The sequence below is a fragment of the Marinoscillum sp. genome (genome assembly GCF_040222955.1).
Classification (GTDB): Bacteria; Bacteroidota; Bacteroidia; order Cytophagales; family Cyclobacteriaceae; genus Marinoscillum.
On record NZ_JAVKCA010000011.1, the window covers coordinates 78,932 to 105,644 of the forward strand.

Annotated in this window: 3 protein-coding genes; 2 read left to right on the forward strand and 1 reads right to left on the reverse strand. The window is 45.5% G+C overall.

The genetic code is table 11. The features are described from left to right. Nucleotides 1-65 precede the first annotated feature (65 nt). Entirely contained in the window at nt 66-21,782 is a 21,717-nt protein-coding gene (locus RIH33_RS10305) for a LamG-like jellyroll fold domain-containing protein (RefSeq protein ID WP_406652091.1), read from the reverse strand. Nucleotides 21,783-22,052: 270 nt separating this feature from the next. Here RIH33_RS10305 and RIH33_RS10310 point away from each other — a divergent pair, with 270 nt between their 5' ends. Then, on the forward strand, nt 22,053-25,226 hold the full coding sequence (locus RIH33_RS10310; protein ID WP_406652092.1) for a CHAT domain-containing protein: 3,174 nt from the start codon (nt 22,053-22,055) through the stop codon (nt 25,224-25,226). Between the two features lie 69 nt (nt 25,227-25,295). Further along, on the forward strand, nt 25,296-26,660 hold the full coding sequence (locus RIH33_RS10315; protein WP_406652093.1) for an ATP-binding protein: 1,365 nt from the start codon (nt 25,296-25,298) through the stop codon (nt 26,658-26,660). The last annotated feature ends 53 nt before the right edge of the window (nt 26,661-26,713 follow it).

Genomic DNA, 26,713 nt, shown 5'->3' on the forward strand with positions numbered 1-26,713 from the left:
ATATATAAAAAGCAAAAAGGCCACCCCACGGGTGGCCTTTTGCTTTGTGCTTTGAGGTGGGTCTCCTAATGTCTGATCACCACCCTGTAGGTTACTACCGAGCGTTTGCGATCCAGCGTGTCTACAAAGTTTAACAGGTAAACTCCCGCTGGTATTTCACGAACATCCAGCTCCAATGCCATGTCATAGCCGCGCTCTACTGCCTGTTCTAACACCACATTTCCTTTGAGATCGACCAGACGCATCACTACACCCTGAGCCAGCATCTTGGCATAGCTCACATGCATCACCTCATCTGATGGGTTAGGGTATACGTTCAGGTCCTTGAAGTACTTCCTATAGAATCCCAGCTCATTGATCTTCTCTACCACAATGCCCTCTTCTGTAACTGTGGCCTCCAATGTGAAGCTGTTGCGCTCTTTGCCATCGGCTCCAATCTCGAACTCCACGAACGATTCAGGATCCATCGGGATACCCGGATATTCTATGTTGAAGCGATAAAGCCCCGGCTCAATGTCCTTAAAGTTGAATCGCCCCTCATCGTCCGACTCCACATAGGCGTAAAGGATGAACTCTCCATCCTGATCAATACGTCCGCTTCTGACAAACCTACGCATACTACATCCTGCACGCTTGACTTTTCGTCGGGACTCAATTCGTCCACCTTCATCCTCTTCTTCTTCATCTGCAAAATCAGACTCGATGGTTCCACCAACCACTCCTCCATCCGGCAAAGGAGGCAAGGGAGGTGGTATCTGGGCCATTCGCAAGGTTTCCTCCCCATCCTCTCTCAGAATATATTCCTCAGCTTCCTTCCAAAGATCAGTGCTTGGATAATAGGTAGGTAGAAACTCAACGAGATCATCCGCACGAACGGCAATCAGATAGTCGCCCAGTATCAGGTCCTCAAAAACAAAACCTTCGGTGGAGCCACGCACCACCTGAATGGTATCATACGGATTGCCAGGAGCCGTCACTCTCAGTGCCATACCATCTCCTTCCGTAAACAGCTCATTATTCAGATCGAGTGCGGTAAACGTGAGATTAGCTGTTGCCAACACCCGCTGCTTACGACTGGTGAGTGTAAGACCCGGCACTTTAGAATTTGTCACCGTCAGGGTATGTACACCCATCGTTTCATAGCTAATTCCCTCAATGGTATAGCTGTTGGAGGTGGCTCCGGAAACAGGCCCTGTGCCCAGGTCGTTTGTTCGGTTCCACTGATAAGCATTGGCACTACCACCCACTTCCAGGAGTATCGTGAAATCACTGCCATGAACAATGGTGTCATTCTTCGCTGCCCCAATTAAGCGCTGATTGGCATAACTGATTCCTGAAATCTGAACATTTGGCTCCAGATCGTCAAACTCCAGGTTGTTTCCTGATACATTCAGACTGGTCAGGCTCAGGCTGGTCATATTTGGAATCTTGGAAATCCGGTTGCCGGACAGGTCTACATCCTTCAGGCCAGCAATATCGAGGATGTCCTTGGGTAACTCTCCCGTCATGTCTATTGAATCCAATTTAAGACCCACCACGCGTTCGCTCTGAATCTCCACACCTTCCCAATCAGCGAAATCCGTTTCATTGGGCCAGTTACTCGCTTCTCCCGACCAGGATTCGCCACCCATGGCATCATAGATGTTTTGCAATGCTGCAAAATCCCGTTCCAATGAACTTACTTTCAAAATTACCGGCTCAGAAGTGATCGTTAAGCCAGAGACCAAACCGTTAGTTACCTCCACAAAGTATCCGCCTTCATCATTAAAGCTCTCAATGGCAATCGTCAGAGAAGAACCTGTATTGGTCAACTCAGTCACCGCATTGGTCTTGAGGTTTTCTTTGAACCATTTATAGCTATTGGCTGACCCGGACACAGTACGGTCTATTGTGAAATTCGTACCCTGCTGCTCCAGTGTTTCAATGCGCTCACCCGCTGCTTTTTGAGGACTATAAACAATGCCCGAAATTCCGGCATTGGGTTCCAATGAAGCAAACCCAAGTTTGTTATCAATAACATCCAGGCTTGTAAGACCGGACAAAGAGGTGAGCGAAGGCAAGGAGGTTAATAAATTACCACTCAGATCCAACGTCGTAAGAAACTCCAGACCTTCCGAAATCTCCGGGAAGGATCCCGTCAGATTGTTTGACGAAAGGTCCACCGTGGTAACTCGGGTGCCTGTCATGGTAATATCACTCCACTGTCTCAGCGGCAGAGTCGTTTTCCAATTGTTTGTCCTCGTCCAGCTGGCACCACCTGCTGCCTCATAAATACTTAGCAGAGCCAATGAATCTGCCACGGTTCCTGCATCCGTTGGTGTGGTAACACTTATCACGTTAGAGTTTCCGGAGACATCCCCTGAAGCATAGACTGCACGAACTCTGTAGTGATAAACGCTACCGTAGTTCAATCCGGTTACCGCCACAGAAGTGGCCGTGGTGCTGAGGTTATCAAATCCGGAAAGCAAATTCACAAAGGCAGCATCGGAGGATACATCCAGACGATAGCTTGCCACACCACTTCGTTCTTTCCAATTAGCAGTGAAGCTGAAGTAGTCAACATTTGTGGCGGCTAAAGCAGTAGGTGCTCCCGGCTTAATGACCAGTTCATCTGTGCTGGCATCTTCAGCTGAATTACCTGCCGCATCACTCGCTGTTGCCAGTACATCATAGGTGCCGACCGCCAGTGAGGCTATTGTGCCCTCTTCCACCATCCAAATCGTGCCAGTCACTACAGCCTCATAAGTGTTCCCATTAACCGTGATCTCCACTGACGCTTCCGAATCATCTACAGAACCACTTATGGACGGACTGTCCTTCAAGGTCTCCAAGGCGTCAACAGTTACTACAGGTACAGAAGTGTCTATTTCCAATGTTCCCGCAGCAGTTCCCTCATTGGTTGCGGCATCCGTTGCCATCACGGTCACTTCATAAATTCCTTCTGATAGTGATTCTATTACTCCGGCAGCCAGGATCCAGGATCCATCTCCAAGATTATTGGCCTCATAGTCTATGCCATTAACCGTTACCTGAATAACAGCATCCTGATCATCTACAGTACCGGTAAGTTCGGGGCTGGTGATGTTAGTCACCAAAGCATCAATACTTATGGACGGAGCCAAAAGATCTATGATAAGCGTGCCTGTGACAGAACCAAACTGTCCACCAGACAATCCTGTAGCCATAACAGTCACCTCATAAGTACCATCTGACAGGTCCGCAATGACAGCACCAGCTAATTGCCATGTTCCGTCACCGTTATTCACCGCCTGGTAACTATTTCCATCCACGCTCACCTCGATTCCCGCTTCCAGGTCATCCACCATTCCGGTAAGTGCAGGCGATGGATCATTAGTAACCACTTCATCAAAGCTGACAGCAATGGTCTCATCCAAATCATTCACCTCGATAAATACGGTGATGCCCTGCGCGTTTGCTCCATCCTCCACAATCACCTGAAGGCTGAAAGAAATGGTGCCACTTTCGTAATCCAGGTCATCGGGATCATTTACCATAAGGTCACCAGTGGCCTCATCGATGATAAAAGGAGCTGAACCATCTCCATCCAGGTCCTCATTTCCGGTACCCAGACTCCACGAGAAAGTAGTCCCTGTATCGGCATCTGTAGCCATAAGGCCTACCACTAAAGTGCCTGCCTCACTGTTCTCATCTACACTCACACTTCCCGGATCAACAATTTCAGGTGTATTGTCATTGGTATCCGTCACCGTGACCACCAAGCTCAGGTCCGAGAAGTTACCCTGCCCATCCGTTGCCGTAATTGTCAGCAGGTATGTATTGTTGCCATCGGCGTCTGACGGCACTTCAAAATCTGCCTCAGTAAGGAGACTCAGTTCACCGGATGCACTCACCGAAAACAAGCTGGCATCTTCGCCGCTCAAGCTCCATGTCACCGACTCATCTGCGGTATATGCTCCAACCAGTGTGGTGTTTTCCGGAAGTTCAGGAATGTCATTCCCTGTAATCACTGGAGGCACTACATCAGACTGAAGCACTTTAACGCTTACTGCCAGACTACCCACATTGCCAGCGCCATCAGTAGCCTGCAACGTCACCTCATAAATATTATCACTTCCGGCATCCAGTGGCGTATCATAATCGGGGGCACTGGCAAAGCTCAATTCTCCTCCAGTACTCAACGTAAAGAAAGAAGCATCAACACCCGCCAAACTCCACGTTACAGTCTCATCCGCAGTATAATTCCCAACCAGGGTTTCCCCTTCGACCAATTCAGGCAAATCGTCCCCACTAACCACTGGGTCAATTTCATCCAAATCCGTCACCGTCACAGAAACGGCAAGGGTGCCGATATTGCCGGCTCCGTCTGTTCCGGTTACAATAAGATCATAGACATTATTGGCTCCGCCATCTGTAGGACTCTCGAAATCGGGAGGACTTAAGAAATTCAATACTCCCGAACTTATACTGAAAGCTGAAGCATCAGTACCACTCAGACTCCACGTCACAGACTCATCCGCAGTATATGTTCCTACGGAGGTCGTATTCTCCTGAACAGATGGCGTTGTACTTCCGCTGATCACAGGGTTGATTTCGTCCACATCTGTCACCGTCACAGAGACGGCAAGGGTACCGATATTGCCGGCAGCATCTGTACCGGTTACAATAAGATCATAGACATTATTGGCTCCGCCATCTGTAGGACTCTCGAAATCGGGAGGACTTAAGAAACTCAACACGCCCGAGCTAATGCTGAATGCCGAAGCATCGGTACCACTCAAACTCCAGGTCACAGACTCATCCGCAGTATACGTTCCTACGGAGGTCATATTCTCCTGAACAGATGGTGTTGTACTTCCGCTGATCACAGGGTTGATTTCGTCCACATCTGTCACCGTCACAGAGACGGCAAGGGTGCCAATATTGCCCGCTCCATCTGTTCCGGTCACAATAAGATCATAGACATTATTGGCTCCACCATCTGTCGGACTCTCAAAATCCGGAGGACTTAGGAAACTCAACACGCCCGAGCTAATGCTGAATGCCGAAGCATCAGTACCACTCAGACTCCAGGTCACTGACTCATCCGCAGTGTATGTTCCTACGGAGGTCGTATTCTCCTGAACAGATGGTGTAGTATTTCCACTGATCACAGGGTTGATTTCGTCCACATCTGTCACCGTCACAGAGACGGCAAGGGTACCGATATTGCCGGCAGCATCTGTACCGGTTACAACAAGATCATAGACATTATTGGCTCCACCATCTGTCGGACTTTCAAAATCCGGAGGACTTAGGAAACTCAACACGCCTGAAGAAATACTGAACTCTGAAGCATCAGTGCCACTTAAGCTCCACGTCACAGACTCATCCGCTGTGTATGTTCCCACGGAGGTCGTATTCTCCTGAACAGACGGTGTAATATTTCCACTGATCACAGGGTTGATTTCATCCTCATCTGTCACCGTTATCGAAACAGCCAGGGTGGCCACGTTTCCGGCCTCATCAGTAGCCTCCACTACGACATCAAAAATATTATCCCCATTGAAATCCCCTGGCGATTCAAAGTCAGGATTGCTAACAAAACTCAGACTACCTGCCCCATCTATCGTCAAGCTACTTGCATCATCTCCGGAAAGGCTCCAAATCACAATTTCTCCTGATGAATAGGTTCCAATCGCAGTGGTATTCTCTATAATGTTGTGGGCACTATTCCCCGTAATATTGGGGTCTGTCTTGTCGAAGGATACATCACTGGCATCAGTGGTAGTGGTCACTTGGACTCCAGTATTTCCGGCCAAATCATCAAAATCAATGCTGAATGCAATGGACCCTTCAGTATCACCAACCTGCATGGTGTATGAAGCACTCCAGGTTTGATCATTCGCATCGGCCAGGTCATCGATCGTGGCCACATTTCCTGCTATGTATACAATTACATTCTCAATGCCCTCAGATGAGGTAAAATCAACAAACACATCATCACCTACCATCGCCCAGATGGAATTGGAATTGGAAGAGTAAATTCCCACAAAATCCAAAGTTGGTACGGTAGCGTCATAAGTAATAGAGAGTGTCGGTGCAGCTTCATTACCATTAGAAGCAGCATCGAATGCTACTCCTGCACTGATATCTACCGTTACCAAACCATCAGAAGATGGGTAGATATCCGCTGAATAGTTGGTGCCGTCTATGTCCACAAAATTGCTTGCAGCGCCATTACCTACGGTCAAATCCGTCACATCAAATCCGGACATTCCTTCACTAAAAGTAATACTGATAGGAATAACTCCTGAATTCGTTGGGTCAGGTTCTGTTGTGCTCAATGATACAACCGGAGCAGTCTGATCCAGCGTAACATTGGTATTCACCGAAGTAGCAGCATTGCCTACCAAATCAGTCACATCGGCCGTGATGGTTACATTTCCATCGGCCAGTGACGAAAAGTCAACCGCAACACTCCACGAACCTCCACTCAACACTGCACTCGGATTCAATGTGGAAGAACCATCAAAAATGGTCAAGGTAACCGTCTGCCCATCTTCCGCATCACTGGCTCCACTGATGATTACTGAAGACGCTTCGGCATTGTTTATATAATTGTCTGTGGCGATGGGTGTGGTAATGGTCAAATTCGGTGGCACATCATCATATGTCACCGTGTTATCAGTGCTTGTACTGACCGAGTTAACATTACCGGCCAAATCGGAAGCAGCACCACCCTGAATGTTAACAATGACATCCCCAGTTCCAGACATTCCGGATACGGTGAGTGTATAGGTGGTGCCATCAAGAGGAGCCTCCTCGGTCACAGTGCCAGATAATGCACCCCCCACGGTGCTTGATGCAAAGTCCACATTGGTATCATCCGTAAACCCTGAAACCGGCTCAGAAAAAATCACATCGTAAACGATCGTTCCATTGGTAGGATCAAGCTGTGACCCTGATTGGTTGATCGTCACATCCGGCCCCTGAGAATCTGCCGTGATGCTAAACTGAACAGCAGAGTTATTGAGGTTTCCTGCCAAATCAGTGGCCACACTTCCGCCTACATTCACGGTAATCAGCCCATCAGCGGCTGGGGTAAGTTCGAAGTTAAAATTGCCGGAAGGACCGCCCTTAATTCTTTGAATTCTATTATTTCCTCCATCAGAAATCAACACATCCCCGCTGGCGGAAACAGCAATCCCTCTTGGGAAATTAAACTCACCATCTGATGAACCAACCCCACTTCCAAATTTACCCAGATAGTTACCTCCGGAGCTGAAAACCTGAAACCGATGGTTGTTTCGATCAAGGACATAAACATTCCCGTTTCCATCCACGTCTATTTTGTCTACTCCCTGCAACTGACCATCGCCCGTACCAGGGCCTCCCAGAATGAAGAGGAAATTACCGCTGGTATCAAAAGCCTGCACCCTGTTGTTATTGTCATCTGTGACATAAACGGTCGAACCGAAAACTACGATTCCGGTAGGGTAGTTAAACAGACCATCTCCGGAGCCATTGCCTCCTGCTTCCCACTGGAAGTCTCCCGCAGCATTGTATTTCAGAAATTTCGCATTGTTGTAATCTGTTACATAAATATCTCCGGTAGAGTGGTCTATGGCCACGTCCGAAGGATTGGCAAATTGTCCGGCGCCTGAACCCGAGGTTCCTATTGTCAACAAGGCACTTCCGGATTGGTCTATTTTATAGACAAGGTTATTCGTTCTCGTTACATAGAGGTTGTCTGATCCGTCTACAGCCAATCCAATAGGGGCACTAAAACTTACTGACTGCATGAAATTTCCGGCAGGATCAAACTCCTGGAGTCGGTTGTTCAAGCGATCTGCCACCCAGATATCACCAGAACCATCTTCCGCTACCGCGTAGGGATCATTGAACTGACCATCGGCTGATCCCGCCGATCCAAATTGAGAGTCATAAGCATAATTCTGTGCTTCTGTCAGGTTGGCCTTTGACCCATTGGTCACTGTCACATCTGTAAGGTCAAAACCCGTAACAGGCTCGGTAAAATCAATATTGACTATGAAAGGTGAGCTGTTGGTAGGATCTGACTCCAAACTGGAGATTGCAGGAGTAGGGCCGGTAGTATCATAGTTGATAGAGAAAGTGCTTGCCGCAGAATTGTCATTGCCGGCAATATCCTGCGCAGCGCCCGCGCCCAAGTCCACTGATACCAAACCATCGGTACCTGGCGTAATGTCCACCGTATAGCTAATGCCATCTAAGTCCACCAAATTGCTAGCTGTCCCATTTCCAACTATGATTGAGCCGAGCCCCAAACCGGTCACACCTTCACTAAAGATGATGTCTACTGTGAAACTCCCTGAATTCGTTGGGTCGGGCTCTGAACTTGTAAGCGTCGCTGCAGGTACCGTTCTATCTACCGTATATACTTCGCCCACAAATGGGGCATTAGTGATGGTTGCATTAAGGCCTGCGTCATTCGTGAAATCCACACCTATCGTTCCATCTCCGGCATCTACAGTAGCTGTGATCGTCCAGTTGAATCCATCAACATCCGTTACGGATGATACGGATGATCCTCCACCTATTCCTGAGCTATTCAGCGTAAAATTACCGGGAGTAAGTCCTGTGACTGGTGAGGTAAATTGAATATTCCAGTCTAACTCTGAGGCAATCGCACTCCCTGCCGGGTTCGCCTCATCTGCAGTAATGCTCACCACCGTACCAAAAGCACCCAATGCTCCGGAGGCTGTCCACTCATTGCCAACCATATTTTCTAATGACCCATCCAAGGACAAGTTATCAGAGAGGTTTTTCAACCCTAAACCTGATAATTCATCAAATTGATAGTACGCAATCAGGCCCTGCTCGTCTCCAATTAAGGTTTTGTATCTGTGGTCATCGATTTCAGTAAGTGTTCGTTCATCGTCCCATATCCTTACTTCGTCAATAATTCCTTCAATATTGAAACTACCTCCAAATCTTCGATCTCCGATGGTCAATCTTCCTAATGAATATGTGGGCGCTCCAAGTGCTGCTACCGAACCGGCATTTACATCCTCCACTCCATCTACATAAATAGTACCATCACCAGGGCCTCTATAGATAAATGCGGCATGATGCCACGTACTATCGTTATAAGAACCATTGGTTTGCATAGCCCCATTTACATTGAGCCCCAGGACATCTCCTGAATACTGTTGCACTGAGTATTCCGTATTTCCTGTTCCCTTCTCTACGAAAACTCTATTTCCAGTGACGTTAGTATTAAACCAAAACTCAATCGTGAAATCATCAGTCGGCTCCAGAACAGGATTGTCAAATACCTCTACATAATCATCTCCAGTAAATGGCAAAGCATTACCTGGTTGAATCATGAATGAATTGGATATATAGTATGAGCTCTCCTCTCCACCACCAAAATCTGTTTTTGCCCGATAGAAATATTGAGTGCCTGCTGTCAATGTTGTATTGATATCAACACCACCGGATATGCCTACGCTCACATCTTGCGAAATAAATGATCCAAATTGAGGATCGGTAGATACATCGACTATCAAATCGACAGCTCCGGAAGGGGCAATTAAATTAGGCGTAAACCCTGCGGTGGATACGCTTGTTGCGTTAAGAACCTTTGGTGGAGCTAAGTCATTTGAATACAATGAAATTCTTCCTCCATTCAAATCATCCGTTCCGGTCATTAACAAGTCTAAGTCACCATCATTGTCATAGTCTCCCCAATCAACGGTAGAATAAAGATAGTTATCTACCCGAATCGCTGAATTCACAAAACTTCCCGCATTGTTGATATAGATGGTTGTGGTAGGATCATTCGTTTCTCCCGATCCATTGATCACAACATCCAGATCACCATCACCATCGAAATCACCCCATGCTGATTCCCCCTCTGCATTTTCTAACAAACCAGCACTGATGTCAACAAAAGTCCCAGCATCATTTCTATAAATAATTGGCGCATTGTCTGTATTAGAACCCGAGACCAGCAAATCGAGATCATTGTCATTGTCATAATCACCCCAGTTGACACTGCCATAAAATTTCCCTTCTAGTCCTGCTGCGATATCCGTGAATACGCCATTATCATTTCGATAGATTGTGGTGATAATAGAGGCGCTGCTGCTGGTATAACCCATACTTACTAAGTCCAGATCACCATCATTATCGTAGTCCCCCCATGACAAGTCTCCTGTGTTTGCTCCGACTAGTCCTGCATTGAGGGTGGTAAAAGTTCCTCCCTCATTGACATATATCGACGTGGAAGATAATGACGCGGTGTAATCACCCTGAACAGCAAGATCTAAATCCCCATCATTGTCAAAGTCTCCCCAATCTGCCTCGGAGTAAGATACCCCTTGAAAAGATCCACCAACATCACTAAATGTTCCGGCGTTATTTTGATATAAACTGGCCGTACGACTACCTCCATCATTAAACCCTGTTGCGAACAAATCAAGATCTCCGTCTCCATCATAATCTCCCCAGTCTAAACTACCCTCGTAAACACCCGTGAGGGATGCGCCAATGTCTGTGAACGTGCCTCCTGAATTGTTGAAAATCTTGGCAATCACAAAAGTGTAGTCAAAGTCCCAACCGCTGACAGCTACATCCAGGTCCCCATCACCGTCATAATCTGCCCAGGCGGCCGCACCATCCACTACGCCTTCCAGCCCGGTAGTTTGTTCAACAAAAGCTCCCTGGAATGGCCCGGTTGCAATGGCAAATTGCAGGTTGTACGAAACAGCTACTTCCCCATTAAGTCCCCTTACCTTTTCTGATATAATAGCAGATACATACTCTCCTGCGAGGAAGTCATTATCAGGATCAAACGTGATAACAGAAGTGCCTCCTCCAAAAAATACTCCCGTAATGATGCCTGAGTGACTGCCCATCACTACAATGTTGTCATTCAAAGTTGCCGCATCTACATTGGCATCAAAAGTCATTTGAATGTTGGCGCTTCTTGCAATGTTGGTCTCGTTGACCAATGGTGTGCTGGATAAAAGATACATCGGAGGACCTAGCGGAACGTCTGAAACAATAAATCCAGCACCACCAATATCTCCATCATTCGTATTCACACTCCTGTCTACCAACTTAGTGCCTGAGTTTTCATCCATAGGATAATAAGCCACCAGGTTCGATTCGTCTCCTTTCAGGTCATGATATAAATTGTCAAAAATCTCAGCGTCTGATCGCACGTCATTCCACACCCTAATTTCATCCATTTCCCCATCAAAAAAGGCAGAGCTAGAAGTAGGATACTTTCCAACCCTAAAAGGGTAAGAAGCTCCATTGATATTGGTAGAACTGATACCAAAAGTTTTGTCTAACACGCCATCAATGTAAAGCCTGAGGGCTACTGACGGCTCAAACACAAAAGCCACATGGTGCCATTCTCCGTCATTCACGGCAACATTACTCTGAATTACATCAGGAAAACCGGCAATTCCATCATAAACCAGTCCTTGTATTTTCCCTGTTCCATCCAGTTCAATGTTAGAGGCCAGATCCGCTAAATCACTGCTGTTTCTCTTTCCCAAAATGAACCCTTGGGTCTGCGTAGTTTTAATCCAAACCTCATAAGTCAACGCTCCTGAAATCTGAAGGTCTCCGGTAGATCCCATATCCACCGAATCCGCTATCCCGTCAAAATTCAGTGCATATCCCGGGAATGATTTGGTAGTAGCAAACTCCACCTCCGAAGTACTGGCTCCTGTTTCAAATCCATTGACTGGAGTAACCCGATAAAAATAGCCCTGATCTGCTCCCGCTGAATGCACAAAAGAAGTAGCATTCACCCCCAGGTCTGCTACGACGGTGTCTACATTCAGTGTGAAATCATAGTCATCTGCATTTTCAATGAGGTATCCGGTCTCATTGTAGGCATTGTCTTTCCATTGGAGGATAATATTATTGGACGAATTTGAAAAGGCAATCACATCTGTAGGAGCCAAAGGTGCTGTATTATTATCCAGAGTAAATGCTCCTGATGCCACCCAGTTAGAAGTGGCTCCCGTTTTGGCAAACCCAGACATGGTTCCAGCATTTCCATTTCCAGAAAGATCCATAACCTCCGGTGAACTGATGCCGGTGTTTACTGCAGCCGTATCTCCCTCATCAAATCGGTAGTAAGCGACTAAGCCATTTTCATTTCCTGCGAGTGTGTTGTTGATGCTGGACTGGATTTCGGCCAAACTTCGATCAACATTCCAAATTCGAACTTCATCCAATTGGCCAAGGTATAGGGCTTGAGCTCCATTTTGCCAAGAACCTATTTCAACCGGGTGTGAATTAGAGGCACTTTCGCTAAATGCTCCGGTCGCCTCCAAGACCCCATCAATGTAAATGTATCCTGTTCCTCCTGCTCTTCTGGCCGCTACATGATGCCACAAACCATTGTTCACTACGGAGGTGGAAGTAAGTGGTGTATTTCCTACGCCTAGCTCAAAATAAACATTGCCTCCAGATAATGCTACCCTCCACCAGTCTGGATCACTTACACGCTTTGAAACAATGGCTTTATTTGTTGTGGTAGTGTTGATCCAAAATTCTACGGTGAAGTCCCCAGTTCCAAAATTAAGATCTGGGTGGTCCGGTATGGAGATAAAATCATCCGTCCCATCAAAATCCAGCGCACTCCCTGCATTGATCATAAACTCTACCGTATCAGAGTAAGGACTCGTGAACCCGCCATCCTGATAATAGATGCGTGCAAAATAACGGGTGTTTGGGGCCAGAGACAATCCAGTAACTATGCTGGTTGAATTGGACCCATTGCCAATTTGATGCCCTGTTGCGTGAGGGACTCCGGCAAAATTGGAGGCGTCATTAATGTCTACATAGACTTGTCCTCTGTTGGTCGGTTGCCAGTTTACACTGAGGTTATTAAGGTTAGCGGCTGACACCTGATAAATAATAGGAGCAAAGGCCCCGGAAGCCACCCAGTTGGAAGTGTCTCCCACCAGATCAAAGGCATTTAATGTGCCATCATGTCCGTTTCCGGAAATGTCGGCCAGAGTATTGAGCCCTGTATTGTCTCCCCCTGGAATCCCCGTGTTAAAATCATATGAAGCGACCAGTCCCGCTTCAGCGTTGAGACTCTGGTTCATGTGATTGATCAACTCTGCCTGGGTTCTGACTGTATTCCAAATGCGCACTTGGTCCATCTCACCTTCGTAATGTTGACCGACACCTGACCATCCTAAATACAGCGGACTCGAACCCGTCACTGGATTTTGCGCAGTGGCGTTTTGTTGTTCAAGTACACCATCTACATAAATGGAAATCAGATCATTTGCATTGTCAAACACACCAGCTAAATGATGCCATTTACCATCATTGATTAAGGTAGTCCCCTCAGCCTGCACACCTCCACTACCATCAAAGCGAACATGTGCATACCCGTTATTGATTGCCAGAGAATAATTTTGGTTGCCTGCAACTGGCTTCATGATAATTCGAATGTGAGCACCAGCAGCCTGCTCGGTTTTCACCCATGCTTCAAGTGTGAATGTGGAAAGGTTCTGGCTGGCATTATGAACTATATCGACATAGTCATCTGTTCCATCAAATGAAAGTGCGTTTTCTGGAAAAGCTAAGGTGGTGATGTCAAATGTTACAGCCACTTTTTGCGTATTTGGTGCTCCCTCATTGTCCTCGGCCACTACGTATACATCATAACTTGTTCCATCTGTTAAGCCAGTTATATTGGCGATCACCTCAGAACCTATGAGGTTGACAGGGAAATTGGATGCCACCACAGCAGCCCCTCCGAGTCCATCCGTACCTGCTTTTATATCGTCAATTGATGGCACAGTAGCACTGTCTGGCAGCACCACGTAGTAAACCGCTCCCTCTTCATTGAGCTGAACTGTCAGGTCAAAATCGTTTTGGTTGATGTTGGTAATTGTCGGATAGCCCGCTTCGAATGTCGGAGCGAATATATCAATATCCCATGCCGTAGAACTTACCCAGGCAGGCGGTGTACCTACCAATGTCCCGTTCAGGCTATTCGCTGACTGGTCGAACAAAGTCGTTCCGGTGCTGGAATTAAAATCATAGGAAACAACCAGGGTTGAATCGGACGACAGGGTGTTGTAAGCATTTGCAACAATCTCAGATTGTGTTCTTGCGACATTCCAAATCCGCATATTATCAAGTTCCCCATCCCAAACCAGGTTTCCTCCTGAGTGATCACCGATTTTGAAAGCGGATAAATCCATGCTGAGGGGCGCGCTTGTTGTATCAATTAACTCACCATCCAGGTAAAGCGTTAGTAATGTGCCAGAATACACTCCAGCAGCATGATGCCAACTGCCATCAGTATAAGTTGCTGAGGGTGAAACTACGCTTGACAGAGCATTTACTCCGAACATTACCGAATTCGAATTCACTTTTAACTGTGCCTGTGCTCCGGCACCACCCAGGTGATCGCCAAGGGCTATCATCATGCGATGATCGCTGGCAGTAGTTCTAAACCATGTTTCAAACGTAAAATCATTCGTGATTTGGCCAGTCAGGTCAGGGCCCTGAACAAAATTTCCAGCGACACCATCAAATAGCAGGGCATTATTCGGCACAAAATCATCTGCGATGGTATAAGTATGTCCATCTATGATCGCCGAGGCATCGAGCGTGAAAGACACTTTGTTTCCAGCAATCAAAAAGTCCGTAGATGCCACCGCGTAATTACCAGTAGTTCCTGGTCTGGTAATCAGTGCAAGATTGGCATTGGGTAACCCCAACCCAGCTTCATCAAAATCAAAAGTAACAGTAACCAGACCTCCCGTACCCAAGGTGGTTGAATCTGTCACATCCACATACCAGCTTCTTGCCCATCTGTTAGTGTAGCTCCCCGGTAAGTCAGTTTGCACAAAACCATGCGCGGACCCATCATGCCCTGCAAACAGGTAATCTCCGTCATCCTGAAGGAATCCTGCATTCGTCAGAATAATACCACCAGCTGCTCCTCCCGGATCGGATCCGTCGGCTTCCATACCAATCCCGATCACGTCAAAATCAAAATCCCCGTTTGGGGCGGTATCTCCGGCATATAAGTCCACTGAATGCGCAATGTCATACTTGGCAGAAAGGTGGTTTTCGACAATGGTTCTGGAAGCGGTATTCAGTACACCTTCGAAGAGAACAAATTCTGCAACATCTCCTGTAAAATGTTTTAAGTTATCATTATTGTATCTACCAATCATCCAAGGATCAGTACCATTAAATATGGCACCTTCTGCGAGGTTGCTCACTACATTAGTACCTCCGTCATATGCATTCAAGAGCGATGTAGATCTTGTAAATGATAGTAGCCTTGGTGACCGATTATCACTAGCCCATTGAGTGCTTCCTAATGTACCAGTAGATGGAGAGCTCACTCTCAAGTCGGTGGCTGTTCCATTTACATCATCCAAAAAGAAGGTGACATTTCCATTAAAACTACCCGTCTGACTCTTAAAGCCAATAAAACCCTGATCACCAGTTCCTGTCATTTGGGCTACAGTGAATATCGTAAACCCAGCCGCGTCAAAGTTATCCGTAAATCCAATTGATTGGAAGTAATCAGATTGGGCAGCGGCAAACTGAAGAACAGGCATGCCATTGATAATATTGTTTTTAAATGATGGAGAATTCACTCCGGTCATATTTCTACCAAATCCGGATTGATCTGTCCATGAAGAAACGGTCACGTCATCGGTAGTTGTACCTGTTCCCGCATCCGCCTTTACCCAAAGTTGCAGAGGTGAAGTACCGTCTGTAGCACCCACACCTCCAGGTCCGGTAGATCCAATCATTTCAGTGGGGTCGACATAAGAAAGGCTCACCTGCCCCGTAGCCGGAAAATCATAGGCAATCGACCAGTTGGCATCCGGCAAATTGACTGTGGTGAAGGTTCCCGAAATAGCTGTGGCGTCTATGATGACAAACTCATTCCCACTGACTGGAGTGAAACCAAGTGTCACATTGAGTGTCCCGCCCAAATTGGCGGTGCCACCCACGGAGATCTGATCGTATTGTGAGCAGGGGATCGTTCCGTCTATCTCCACTTCCAATGTTCCGGAGTTGGTGAAATCGGATACAAAATTCGCACATCCGGGAGAAGCTCCCGGGGCCACGGTACCTGCCGATGGATTGGTGAAATTATTGTTAACCGTGAAAAACCCTTTCAATATACCATAATTGATAAATGTGCCTTCAGGAGAAGCCAATTGTGTACCTGCGTCAAAGAAAAACACCCCATTATTTATAAATGAACCTGCAGTAGCGTTAACACCCGTGCCATTAGAAACATTGACGGTTCCATTGTTGGTGAATGTGGCATTATTGGTCAGTTGTACTGAGTTGCTGTTCAAATTAAGCACAAGGCTTGCTCCTGAAGCCACCTGAAAATCATTGGCATTCAGTACCAAATCCTGAGTTTCGGTAATGTCAGAATTAATGGAGACCACAATATTCTCTACCACATTGTTGGCCGCAGGTACTACACCTCCGCACCAGTTGGCGGGGTTACTCCAATCACTATTTGCACTGCCGATGAATTTCCCGCTTGGCGCACAAGAAGGGACGGTAGAAGCGACCCAGTCTGAAGAAGTTCCGAGGAAATCGAAATTGGTCAGTGTTCCGTCATTTCCATTTCCTGAAAGATCTGCAAGTAAAGAACCTGAAGGGTGATTAAAACCATAAGAAGCCACTAAGCCTGATGCTGAAGAGAGCTGTGTCGTTAAATTTCCAAGGATTTGAGTTGGAGTCCTGGCTACATTCCAAATTCTGATGTCGTCCATTTCACCCTCAAATAGCGCAGATACTGACCACCCATTGCTTCCCATTTTGAAATTCGTATTTCCTATAAAAGGATTACTATGGGTTCCTGAACCAATTGATACTCCATCAATGTAAAGTTCTGAAAATAGTGTGGATGTGTTATGAATCACAGCCAGATGATGCCAACCTGTGGTTACCGTCCAGGGCACTACCACATCATCAAACGCCAATCCTATTCTAACATCTGAATTTTCAAGTCTAATATGTAGCGTCTCATTGGCCGTTTCACTGTCTCCTACACTAATGATTGTTTGGCTACTTGTGGGTGATGATGTATTAAACCAAACTTCTATGGTAAAATCAGAATTTGCCAGATTAATTCCTGATCCCAATATGTTATCATCAACACCATCAAAGTCCAATGCATTTTCCGGAGCGATGTAATCAATGCTGAACTGTGCTGATGCATCATTGCCGTTTCCAGTAAGATCGGTGGTTACTGATGAAAGAATATCAACAGTAACAATACCTCCAACTGACGGAGCCACATCTACTGTGAAAACAATAGTGTCACTTGTTGCAAAATTGGATGCCAACCCATTTCCCACTGTTATATCAGCTAAATCGAAATTGACTACTTTCTCACTGAAAGTTATTGTGATGGGGATAGTGGCTAAAGTCGTAGTGCCGGATTCTGAACTGGTAATTAATACTGAAGGGTTAGTGCTATCAGTAGTTCCTGATCCGCTAATGCCATGATCAGCAATGACCCAATCATTGGCTGCATCCATACCATTCAGGTTGGCATTGTTGCCGCTAACCTGATCAGTCAAAATGGAGGAGTTTGGTCCATCAGAAAAATCGTAATAAGAAAGCAATCCAGGTGGCGGGCTTGCTGTATCCAATTCCTGAGCCATGAAAGCCGCAACCTGAGCCTGTGACTTGGCATAATCCCAAAGCCTCACTTCATCGAGTTGTCCGGTAATTCGCTCACCATCTGTGGTCCCTCCAAAGACTATGGCAGTGGCGGTAGTATTCAACGTGAGATTCGCGCTTGGGGTAGGAGTTGGGTTTCCATCTACAAACGTCTTTACAGTAGTACCATCAAAAGTGATGGCAATATGGTACCACGTGCCAGTAGTAAATGTAAATCCGGTAGCAAGGTCTGCAGCATAGCCGTTAAAGACCAGTTGCCCAGAATTGTTCTGAACGCCAAAGTATGTTCCTCCTGCCTTTGTTCCATAAGAAATGGGGAATTGAAGCCCAGAATTACTAAGTGGTTTATACAGGAACTCCAGTGTTCTTGGGCTTGCTCCACTAATAGGAGCATTACCAATAGTAGTAACGGCGTGGCTTACTCCATCAAAATTCAATGTGTAGTTTGGAGTGCCTATTGTGAAGGTGTTTCCAGCGGTTATGGCTCCGTCATTGAAAGTTCCAATTCCATTACTGAAAAAGAAATTTCCTTCTACTGGAGCAATCACATTGAACGTGTTTCCGGCAGTAGCTCCAGGAGCTATGTCCAGACTCAACCTGAAGTAATAGGTAGTGCCTGCAACATATTCTGTAGCATCCAATGCTTGAATGTCTGCTCCACCAAAATTGGTTGTTGGATCATAGGTTCCCGGAAGGGAAGTTACTCCACTACTGAAATCTGAAACTGTACTCACCTCCAGCGTAACACCATTCACCTCAAAATCGGCATCTACACTTGTCCCTGCTAGATTAAACTGGAATCCTTGAGCCGCTGCATTGGAAGTGGCTACATCCATTTGGAAGCTGTATACCAAATTGTCAGTACTTCCTTGAGGAAGATTTCCACCTGAAACTGAGATGGTGGTAATGGTGATATCTGAAGGAGGTGGAGGTGTTGTTGTAGTGAACTCTGCAGATAAAATATTCGAATATTGCCCAGCGTTCTCTCCTACCCAATGGATGAAATAGGTGTTACCTGAAATTAAATCATTACCACTTGTGTGATTTGTATCTCCTACACCAAAGTTAGCCGCACCAGTTACACCTCCGTAATTACTGTAGTTGAACGCTTGGGCACCAGCCTGATTAAGACCTGCTTGAATTTGAGCAGGCGAAGGCACATCATTGGTTGTTGTAATTACATAATAAAGATCTACGTTAGTACTTGTAGTAATATCTACCAGTGCATCATTATTGTCCGGAGTTACAACCAAATTATAAATGGTAAAAGGGTATGGATCTCCAAGACTAAAACCTGCATCTATCCAATCATTAGCAGGATCCATGTTATTTAATGTGCCATTGTTGCTATTAAGTGATTGATCTGTCAAAGTACTAGAAGAAGGACCATCTGAAAAATCATAATACGCAACCAAATTTGGTTCTGTACCGCTTAATTTAACATCCTTATATTCGACTATTTCAGAAGTTGATCTTGCTGTGTTCCAAATACGGACTTCATCAATTTGACCATTGAAAGGTCTTGTTCCGGTGTTTGAAACCCAATCTCCAATGTAGAGGTCAGGCGTTACGTAATTAATGTCCCCTGTTACAGCCACATTCGCCACCAAAACGCCATTGAGGTAAATTTTCTTTTCCAGCGAAACATTGTTGTGAACGAGTGCAACATGCGACCAAGTATCAGCAGGTAGTGTTACATAAGCGTTCACACTGCTTGGAGTAAAAAACCAATACTCGTTGAGATTTGAATTGTTCTGAATAAATGTCCATCCTTGAGAACCATTGTGATTGTTGTCTAGGATTGAAGCGTAATTCACCTGAGTTGACCCAGGGTTGACCCAGAATTCTGCTGTAAAAACCTGCCCTGAAAAGGCCAGATCCGTGTTTACATAATCATTGACTCCATCAAAATCAAGCGCGTAGTTTGGTGTCGTTCCCAATGTTTCAAACGCACCCATGTCTACCGTACCTTGCACTCTCACGCCTCCTGCTAAATCAAGGGATAATACCTCCCCAGTATCTGCATCACCATCAAGATCGTAGATATCCGTAGGTAGAGAAGCTGCATCTCCCATTTCCGATGCTGGCGAACTTACCTGTAGAGTAAAATCTCCATTTGCTGCATCTGCAAAAAGCGGATCTGAAGTTAAGTTAGATCCACTGTTAAAGGTGTTGGTACCATTAATATTTGTAGCTCCCCCTTCAACAAGTGAATAGCCGATATTCAAAGAACCACTTGAAACTGTAATTTGATAGTCCGTTGCAATATTAATTGTATTACCCCAGAAGATCGAGTTTCTAACCAGATTACTAGTATGTGTTCCCAGGTGCAATCCCCCTGAAGTATTCGTATGAGAGTAATTATTAGCAAAGGTCGAATTTATTACTCTTAGGTCTTTCACATTCGCGGCAGAAATACCGCCGTAAAACCTATTTGCATCATTTTCATAAAAAAGTGAGTTGATTATATCTAAATCTCCTCCGGGTGTTATCATCATAATGGCAGCCCCATCATAATCCGTTCTGTTTTCGCGAAAGATCGTATTAACAAAATAATTATTTGAAACCGCTGTTCCACTGGTCTGAAAATGAACTGCCCCGTAGTTATATCCACTATTTTGATATACTTCTGAGTTCAATACCGTCAAGTTAATGATCGCTCCGGCATCAGGTTCATAAGCGCCAATGGCTGCTCCTCTATCTGCCCTGTTCCATCTAAATACACAATTTTCCACTCTCACCTCAGAACTAACCCCAGCACTGGCATCTACATAAAGTCCGCCACCATATTGTGTCGGAGTACCATCATTGTGACCATTTTGAATAGTAAAACCGTCGATAATTACTTGAGTCGTTGCGTCTTGAACTGCTACAACATGAAGTGCATTGTCTGATCTGTTGGTGCCATAATCAAGAGTGAGCGGTTGAACGGATGTATTCACAACCGGCGCAGTGTCATCACCGTTAATGTCTCCATTTAATATGGTCTCATTGACTAGGAAATCTCTATTATCAAAACTAGACTGTAAAGTAATGTCCTCACCTCCGGCAAATCCTCCATAGAGTTGAACTCCGCTCGGTATCAAAAACGTTTGCTCATTTCCTGTGCCATTTAATGCTACTTGGGTTGATGGTTTGTAATCTCCGTCAGCTACAAAGATTTTATCTCCCGAAATGGCTATGTCCAATGCTGATTGTAAGTAAGGAAAAGCATCAACCCATGAAGTGCCATCATCTGATCCAGAAGCAGTTTCATCAACAAAATAAGAGGCACCTGATAGCGCGTTTTCAGCATTCCAGCTGATTGCGTTTACCGATGGTGTATATGCTGTTTCGGTTACTTCGTCATATATCGTTGTTCCCGAGCCTTCATTGAATCTATAATAAGCGGCCAACCCTTGTTCAGTTTCAGACACCACCTGATCATAATTTGCCGATATTTCTCCAGCGGTTCTTACATCATTCCAAACTCTAAGCTCATCAATTAACCCATTGAAAAAATTACAATTGCAGCCTGCTCCTTGACGGCCAATATAAAGATCACCTGCTTGTGTTTGAAAAGATCCTCCTGTGGCATTAGATCCAACTGCCACTCCATTAATATAAAATGTAGTACCTACTCCACCCTGGTTAACAATTGCCACGTGCGTCCACGTTACACCATCTTGAACAATACTTGCTGTAGATTCAGGACCTGAGTTTTGACTTCCACTTTGCCAGAAGGCAATGGTGCCATCATTCATTATGCCGAAAGCATATCCATAAGACCCCTTCATTAGCACATTCCCAATGTTGGTTTGTGGAGCATTGGGTCTTAACCAAGCTTCCAAAGTTATGTCTCCACTTATTTCAAGATTGGAATTTGTGGGTATCGCATAAGCTTTATTAGTTGTTCCGTCTTGAGACGAAGACTGACTTAAAAGTTGAAATGAAACTAAAATAAAAAAAACTAAACCAACCGCTTTACCAATAGTAGAATTTGGTCTTTTATTGACCAAGGATCGCAGAAATGCATTGAGTCCGGAGACGGTAAAAAAATTCAATAGAAATGGCAGCGGAAAGATAGTTCTGGATTCCGATCTAGAGGCGACTAGGCGTTTGGTCATCATGGCGTGGCGTTGAGTGAAAAACGGAAAAATAACCCTTTCCTTGGAAACCTTCCCCGTCAATCACGGTCTACAATATCAAATAACTACCAAAGGATACCTCATCTCTGCTGAATTGCTAATAACTTTCGATCAACATGGTCTTGGGTGGGATAGAATGATTTCCTGATTTAAACCATTGTATTTATTTATTTTTACCAACCTGTCAATATTTGTTTGCTTCAAAAAATATTAGTTATTTTATATTTCTTATAAAAAAAATTTAATTCCGCCATGACTCGATTATACATTTTCGCTTTATTGGTGTTGACCTGTTTCGGGTCTGCCCTAGCACAGTATCAGTTTGAAAATAAGAAGGCCGAAAAGCTCTACGAAAAGCTTGAGCAGTATTACGCTGAAGGTGATTATGAGGGAATTCTAAAAAGTGAGGGCCAGATCACAGACCTCTTTCTGAATAAGCAAGACACCCTCGGGGCCTTGATGCACGGCTTTCTGGGAGAGGCTTATCTCTACTGGGAAAATGACCTCAACAAGAGTTTGGGGTTTTACCAGAAAGAATATGAGTTGCGATCTGCACTCGGTACGGAAGGCGGCGACATCAAAAACCTGATTTTTAATTTGGGTTACATTCAGGATGAGCTTGGCTTCTACGGCAAGACCGAAAGCCTGTACCTGGAGCTCCTACGTCTGGAAGAAGCTGCCTCCGGCGTGAAAAGTGAAGACTATTTCATCTCTGCCACCTCACTTTTGGATCATTATGTATTCACAGAAGAGTTCAACAAAGGCCTGGAGCTCATCAAAGACCTCAAAAAGAATGTGGATCGCAAAAGCTTCGAAGAAGCCATGCTTTTGAAGTTTACAGGTGATTTCTATCAGATGTCCGGGTCAAATCGCAAGAGCGAAAAAGCATTGCTGGAATCATTGGATATCCTAAAGGAAAATGGACTTTATGCCTCGGTAGAGTATGTTTCTGTCCTCAACAGTATGGGGGGTCTCTATACCATCATCGGCAAAATCCCGGTGGCCGAGGAGGTGTACCAGGAAGCACTTTCTATCATGGACAGACTTCAGGGAGATTATTCTGATTATCAGCTGGCACTCAAGGGCAACCTCGCCCTTATCCTGCAACTCCTTGGCAACTATGACGAAGCTGAAGAAATATACCTGGAGAACCTTGCCGCTGATGAGGAGTTTTATGGAACCGAATCCTTTGTCTATGGCATGGAAGCCTACAACCTTGCCTCCAACTACATGTATGCACAAAAATACGCCAAGGCAGAAAAGTACTTCATGATCGCCGCAGGTGTATTCAAAGCTGATATGGGCCAGGAAAATCTCTACTATGCCCGGGTACTGCAAAACCTCACTTACCTCTATACCCAAACACGCCAACTGGACAAAGCCAAAGAAAATGGCCTCAAAGCCATTGAACTGGTGGAAAAAGCAGCAGGAGACAATTTGTATCAGGTTTCATTTGCATACTATAACCTCGGTGATGCTTACTTCACAGATGGTGATGTGACATTGGCTGAAAAATACCATGCTCAGGCCCTTGAGTTGAGAAAAAAAGGTGTGGGCACGGGTCACTCAGACTATGCCAAGAGCACGAACAAAATGGCCATCCTGAACTGGAACAAAAACAAATTGGATGCGGCTCTTGGGTTTTACAAAGAAACCTTCAAAAACTACTTCGACCAGATCAATATGATCTTCCCCATCCTGAGTGAAGATGAAAAATCAAAGTTTTATTACAACAACCTAAAGCCTGCCTTCGAGCAGTATAATTCATTCATCGTAGAAACCAGTCGGGAAGAAAAAGAGCTGATCAGCGAAATGTATAATTACCAGCTCGCGACCAAAGGCTTGATTCTCTATGCTACCAACAAGGTAAAAGATGCCATCGTCAATAGTAATGACCCGGCACTCATCAGCAAATACGAGACCTGGATTGAGCAAAAAGAGCAATTGGCAAAACTTTTTAGTGCCTCTGAGATCCCGGCCAACATCCGAAATCAGAAAATTGACTCCCTGAATGCTTCTTCCAATGCATTGGAAAAGGAGCTGAGCAAAGCATCTTCCGTTTTCGCACAGACCGTGGCCAGCCGCAACCTCACCTGGAAAGACATCCAAACCAAACTGAAGCCGGGAGAAGCAGCAGTGGAAGTCATCCGTTTTAGGGATTTCACGCCAGATTCTGCCGGTGTATTTACCGATGAGGTTTATTATGCTGCACTGATCATTACAGATCAAACCAAGGACTATCCGGAAATGGTACTGATGAGAAATGGTAAACTCATGGAGACGAAATACCTTTCCAACTACCGCAACGCCATTAAGTACAAGATCGATGAGGACTTTTCTTACAAACTCTTTTGGAGACCCATAGCCAATAAGTTAGAAGGGATCAAAAAAGTGTATTTCTCTCCGGACGGAGTATTCAATCAAATCAGTATTTACACCCTGAGAAACCCCGCTACCGGCAATTTCACACTGGATGAGCTAGAAATTCAACTGGTGACCAACACCAAGGATCTGGTCGCTCTGAATGCTGATCCTAATACCGATAACAAGTCCTATCTGTTTGGTTATCCCAACTACAACATGGGTGTACTTGACAGTAAAAAGGAAGAAGGTGGATCTACTGCCAAAGGTATTGTAGATGCTGCCAGTGAAGGACGTGGAATGAGCCGGGGCGTAAGAGGAAGCCGCGGAGGGGATGATACCGACATTGCTTCGCTGAGCAGGGGCGGGTCTTTACCAAGGGGTATCAGAGGTAACATGCTCCGGTACATGCGATCTAACCAAATGCTGGCCTTGCTGCCTGGTACTAAAAAGGAAGTTAACCTGATTGATAGCCTTTATCAGCTGAAAAATGCCAGTGTAACCACCTACCTCAGCAATGACGCACTGGAAGACAGCATTAAAAACATGAAGAGCCCACGTACATTACACATTGCTACCCACGGCTTCTTCCTGGAAAGTGAAGAAGAAGAAATGGAAGGTCAGGACAAATATGTACAAAACCCACTGCTGCGATCCGGACTCATTTTGGCTGGAGCCAACAGCTATATCAGTGAAGGGAAAATTTCAGACGAGGTGTATCACCATGAAGACGGAATCCTGACAGCCTTTGAGGCCATGAACCTCAACCTGGATCAAACAGAGTTGGTAGTACTTTCTGCCTGCGAAACAGGTCTTGGTGAAATCAAAAATGGTGAAGGCGTGTACGGGCTTCAGCGGGCCTTTCAGGTAGCAGGTGCAGATGCCATTATCATGTCCATGTGGACAGTGGATGATGACGCCACACAGGAGCTCATGACCATCTTTTATGAAGAATGGCTGGGAGGTAAAACCAAACAGGACGCATTCATCATCGCTCAGAAAAGACTTAAGGCCAAATGGAAATCTCCTTATTACTGGGGAGCCTTCGTGATGGTAGGAATTTAATTTTTCACAAAAAACCGGCTTAGTCCGGTTTTTTTGTTTTTCTTTCTGATCGGGAAACTCCGTTCAACCTTGCTAGACCATCTTCCTCAATCAAATGCCCTCGAAAAGCGCCTTTTCGAGTATATCTGTCTGATTCAGTTTGTCATTATGACCTACCTGATGAGCAGGGCATTGCTGAATTTCGGATGGACTCCGTTGGCATTGATGGATCTCGTTGTTGCATTGATCGGAATCGTCTTTTACCTGCTCTCCAAATACAAAGGGTATTTCAACCTCCTCCGAATCCCGCTAATTGGGTTCCTCTTTGCTGCATCGGTCTTTTTTTGGTATCGGCTCGGGGGCTTTTATGGCACTACGGCCACAGCAGGTATTTCCGTTGGGCTGGTGGCCATAGTTATTTCTCCTTCCCGTAAGAAAATCTTTTTCTTCCTTTTCTCAGCTGCCTTTATCATTACCCTGGTCATCATACAGCTGCAAACCAGCTGGATTGACAGTACCGTAGACACTTCTGTGTTCCCGGTTAACTATATCATCTTCTCAATGGCCATTTTGATCATTACTTATATGGTCAAGTCTGAGTTTGACAAAGAGCGACGCAAAGCAGTGAAGCAAAACATCAGGCTCCAGGCCCTGAATGAAAAACTGTTAGAAACCATCACCCAGAAAGAGCAGTACATCAATGAGCTGGGTCAAACCAGAGACCAGCTGATAGAGTCCGAAAAAATGGCTTCTATTGGACGGCTCACTGCCGGCCTGGCCCATGAGTTAAACAACCCCCTGAATTATATCGGAGGGAATGTGCAGCCCATCATCCAGGACCTTGAAGACATCAAACAGGCCATGACATATAGACAACTGGCGCAGACACAGCAAACTTTCACGGAGATTCACAACTTGCTGTTCAACATCATCGAAGGATCACAACGTGCATCGGATGTGATCGATAACCTGCTCAAGATCTCTCCCAAGGCCATTGAAAATCAGGTGACTAAGATTTCCCTGAACGAGCTCGTTGGTCGCACGTGCATATTGTTACAAAATGCCCACCCAGAGATCCACTTCTGGATTGCCCGCAATGAAAAACTGGTCATCCTTGGCAACACCACAGAAATCAATCAGGTCCTCCTCAACCTCCTCAAAAATGCCATTGATGCCGTTCAGCCTCGTAAAAAAGGGAAAATCATTGTGGAGGTCTACTGGGAAAACGATCAGAGTATTGTGAAAATAAAAGACAATGGCACCGGCATTCCACCAGCCAACCTCTCCAAAATATTCGAACCCTTCTTCACCACCAAAGAAGAGGGTAAAGGCACAGGACTGGGTTTGTATATTTCCCATGGCATTATCAAAAAGCATGGTGGGAAAATCGAACATACCCCGCTCGATCCTGGTACATGCTTCAAAGTTTATTTCCCTTCTTTTCAGGAACCCTGAACAAAATTCTTCTCTTTTTCCTTTTAAACTTATCTTATTCAGTGCCATCCTTG

What these genes read in the sequence shown, in the direction of transcription:
- RIH33_RS10310 (WP_406652092.1), top strand. Translation starts at nt 22,053, where the DNA reads ATGACTCGATTATACATTTTCGCTTTATTGGTGTTGACCTGTTTCGGG.
- RIH33_RS10305 (WP_406652091.1), bottom strand. Translation starts at nt 21,782, where the DNA reads ATGATGACCAAACGCCTAGTCGCCTCTAGATCGGAATCCAGAACTATC.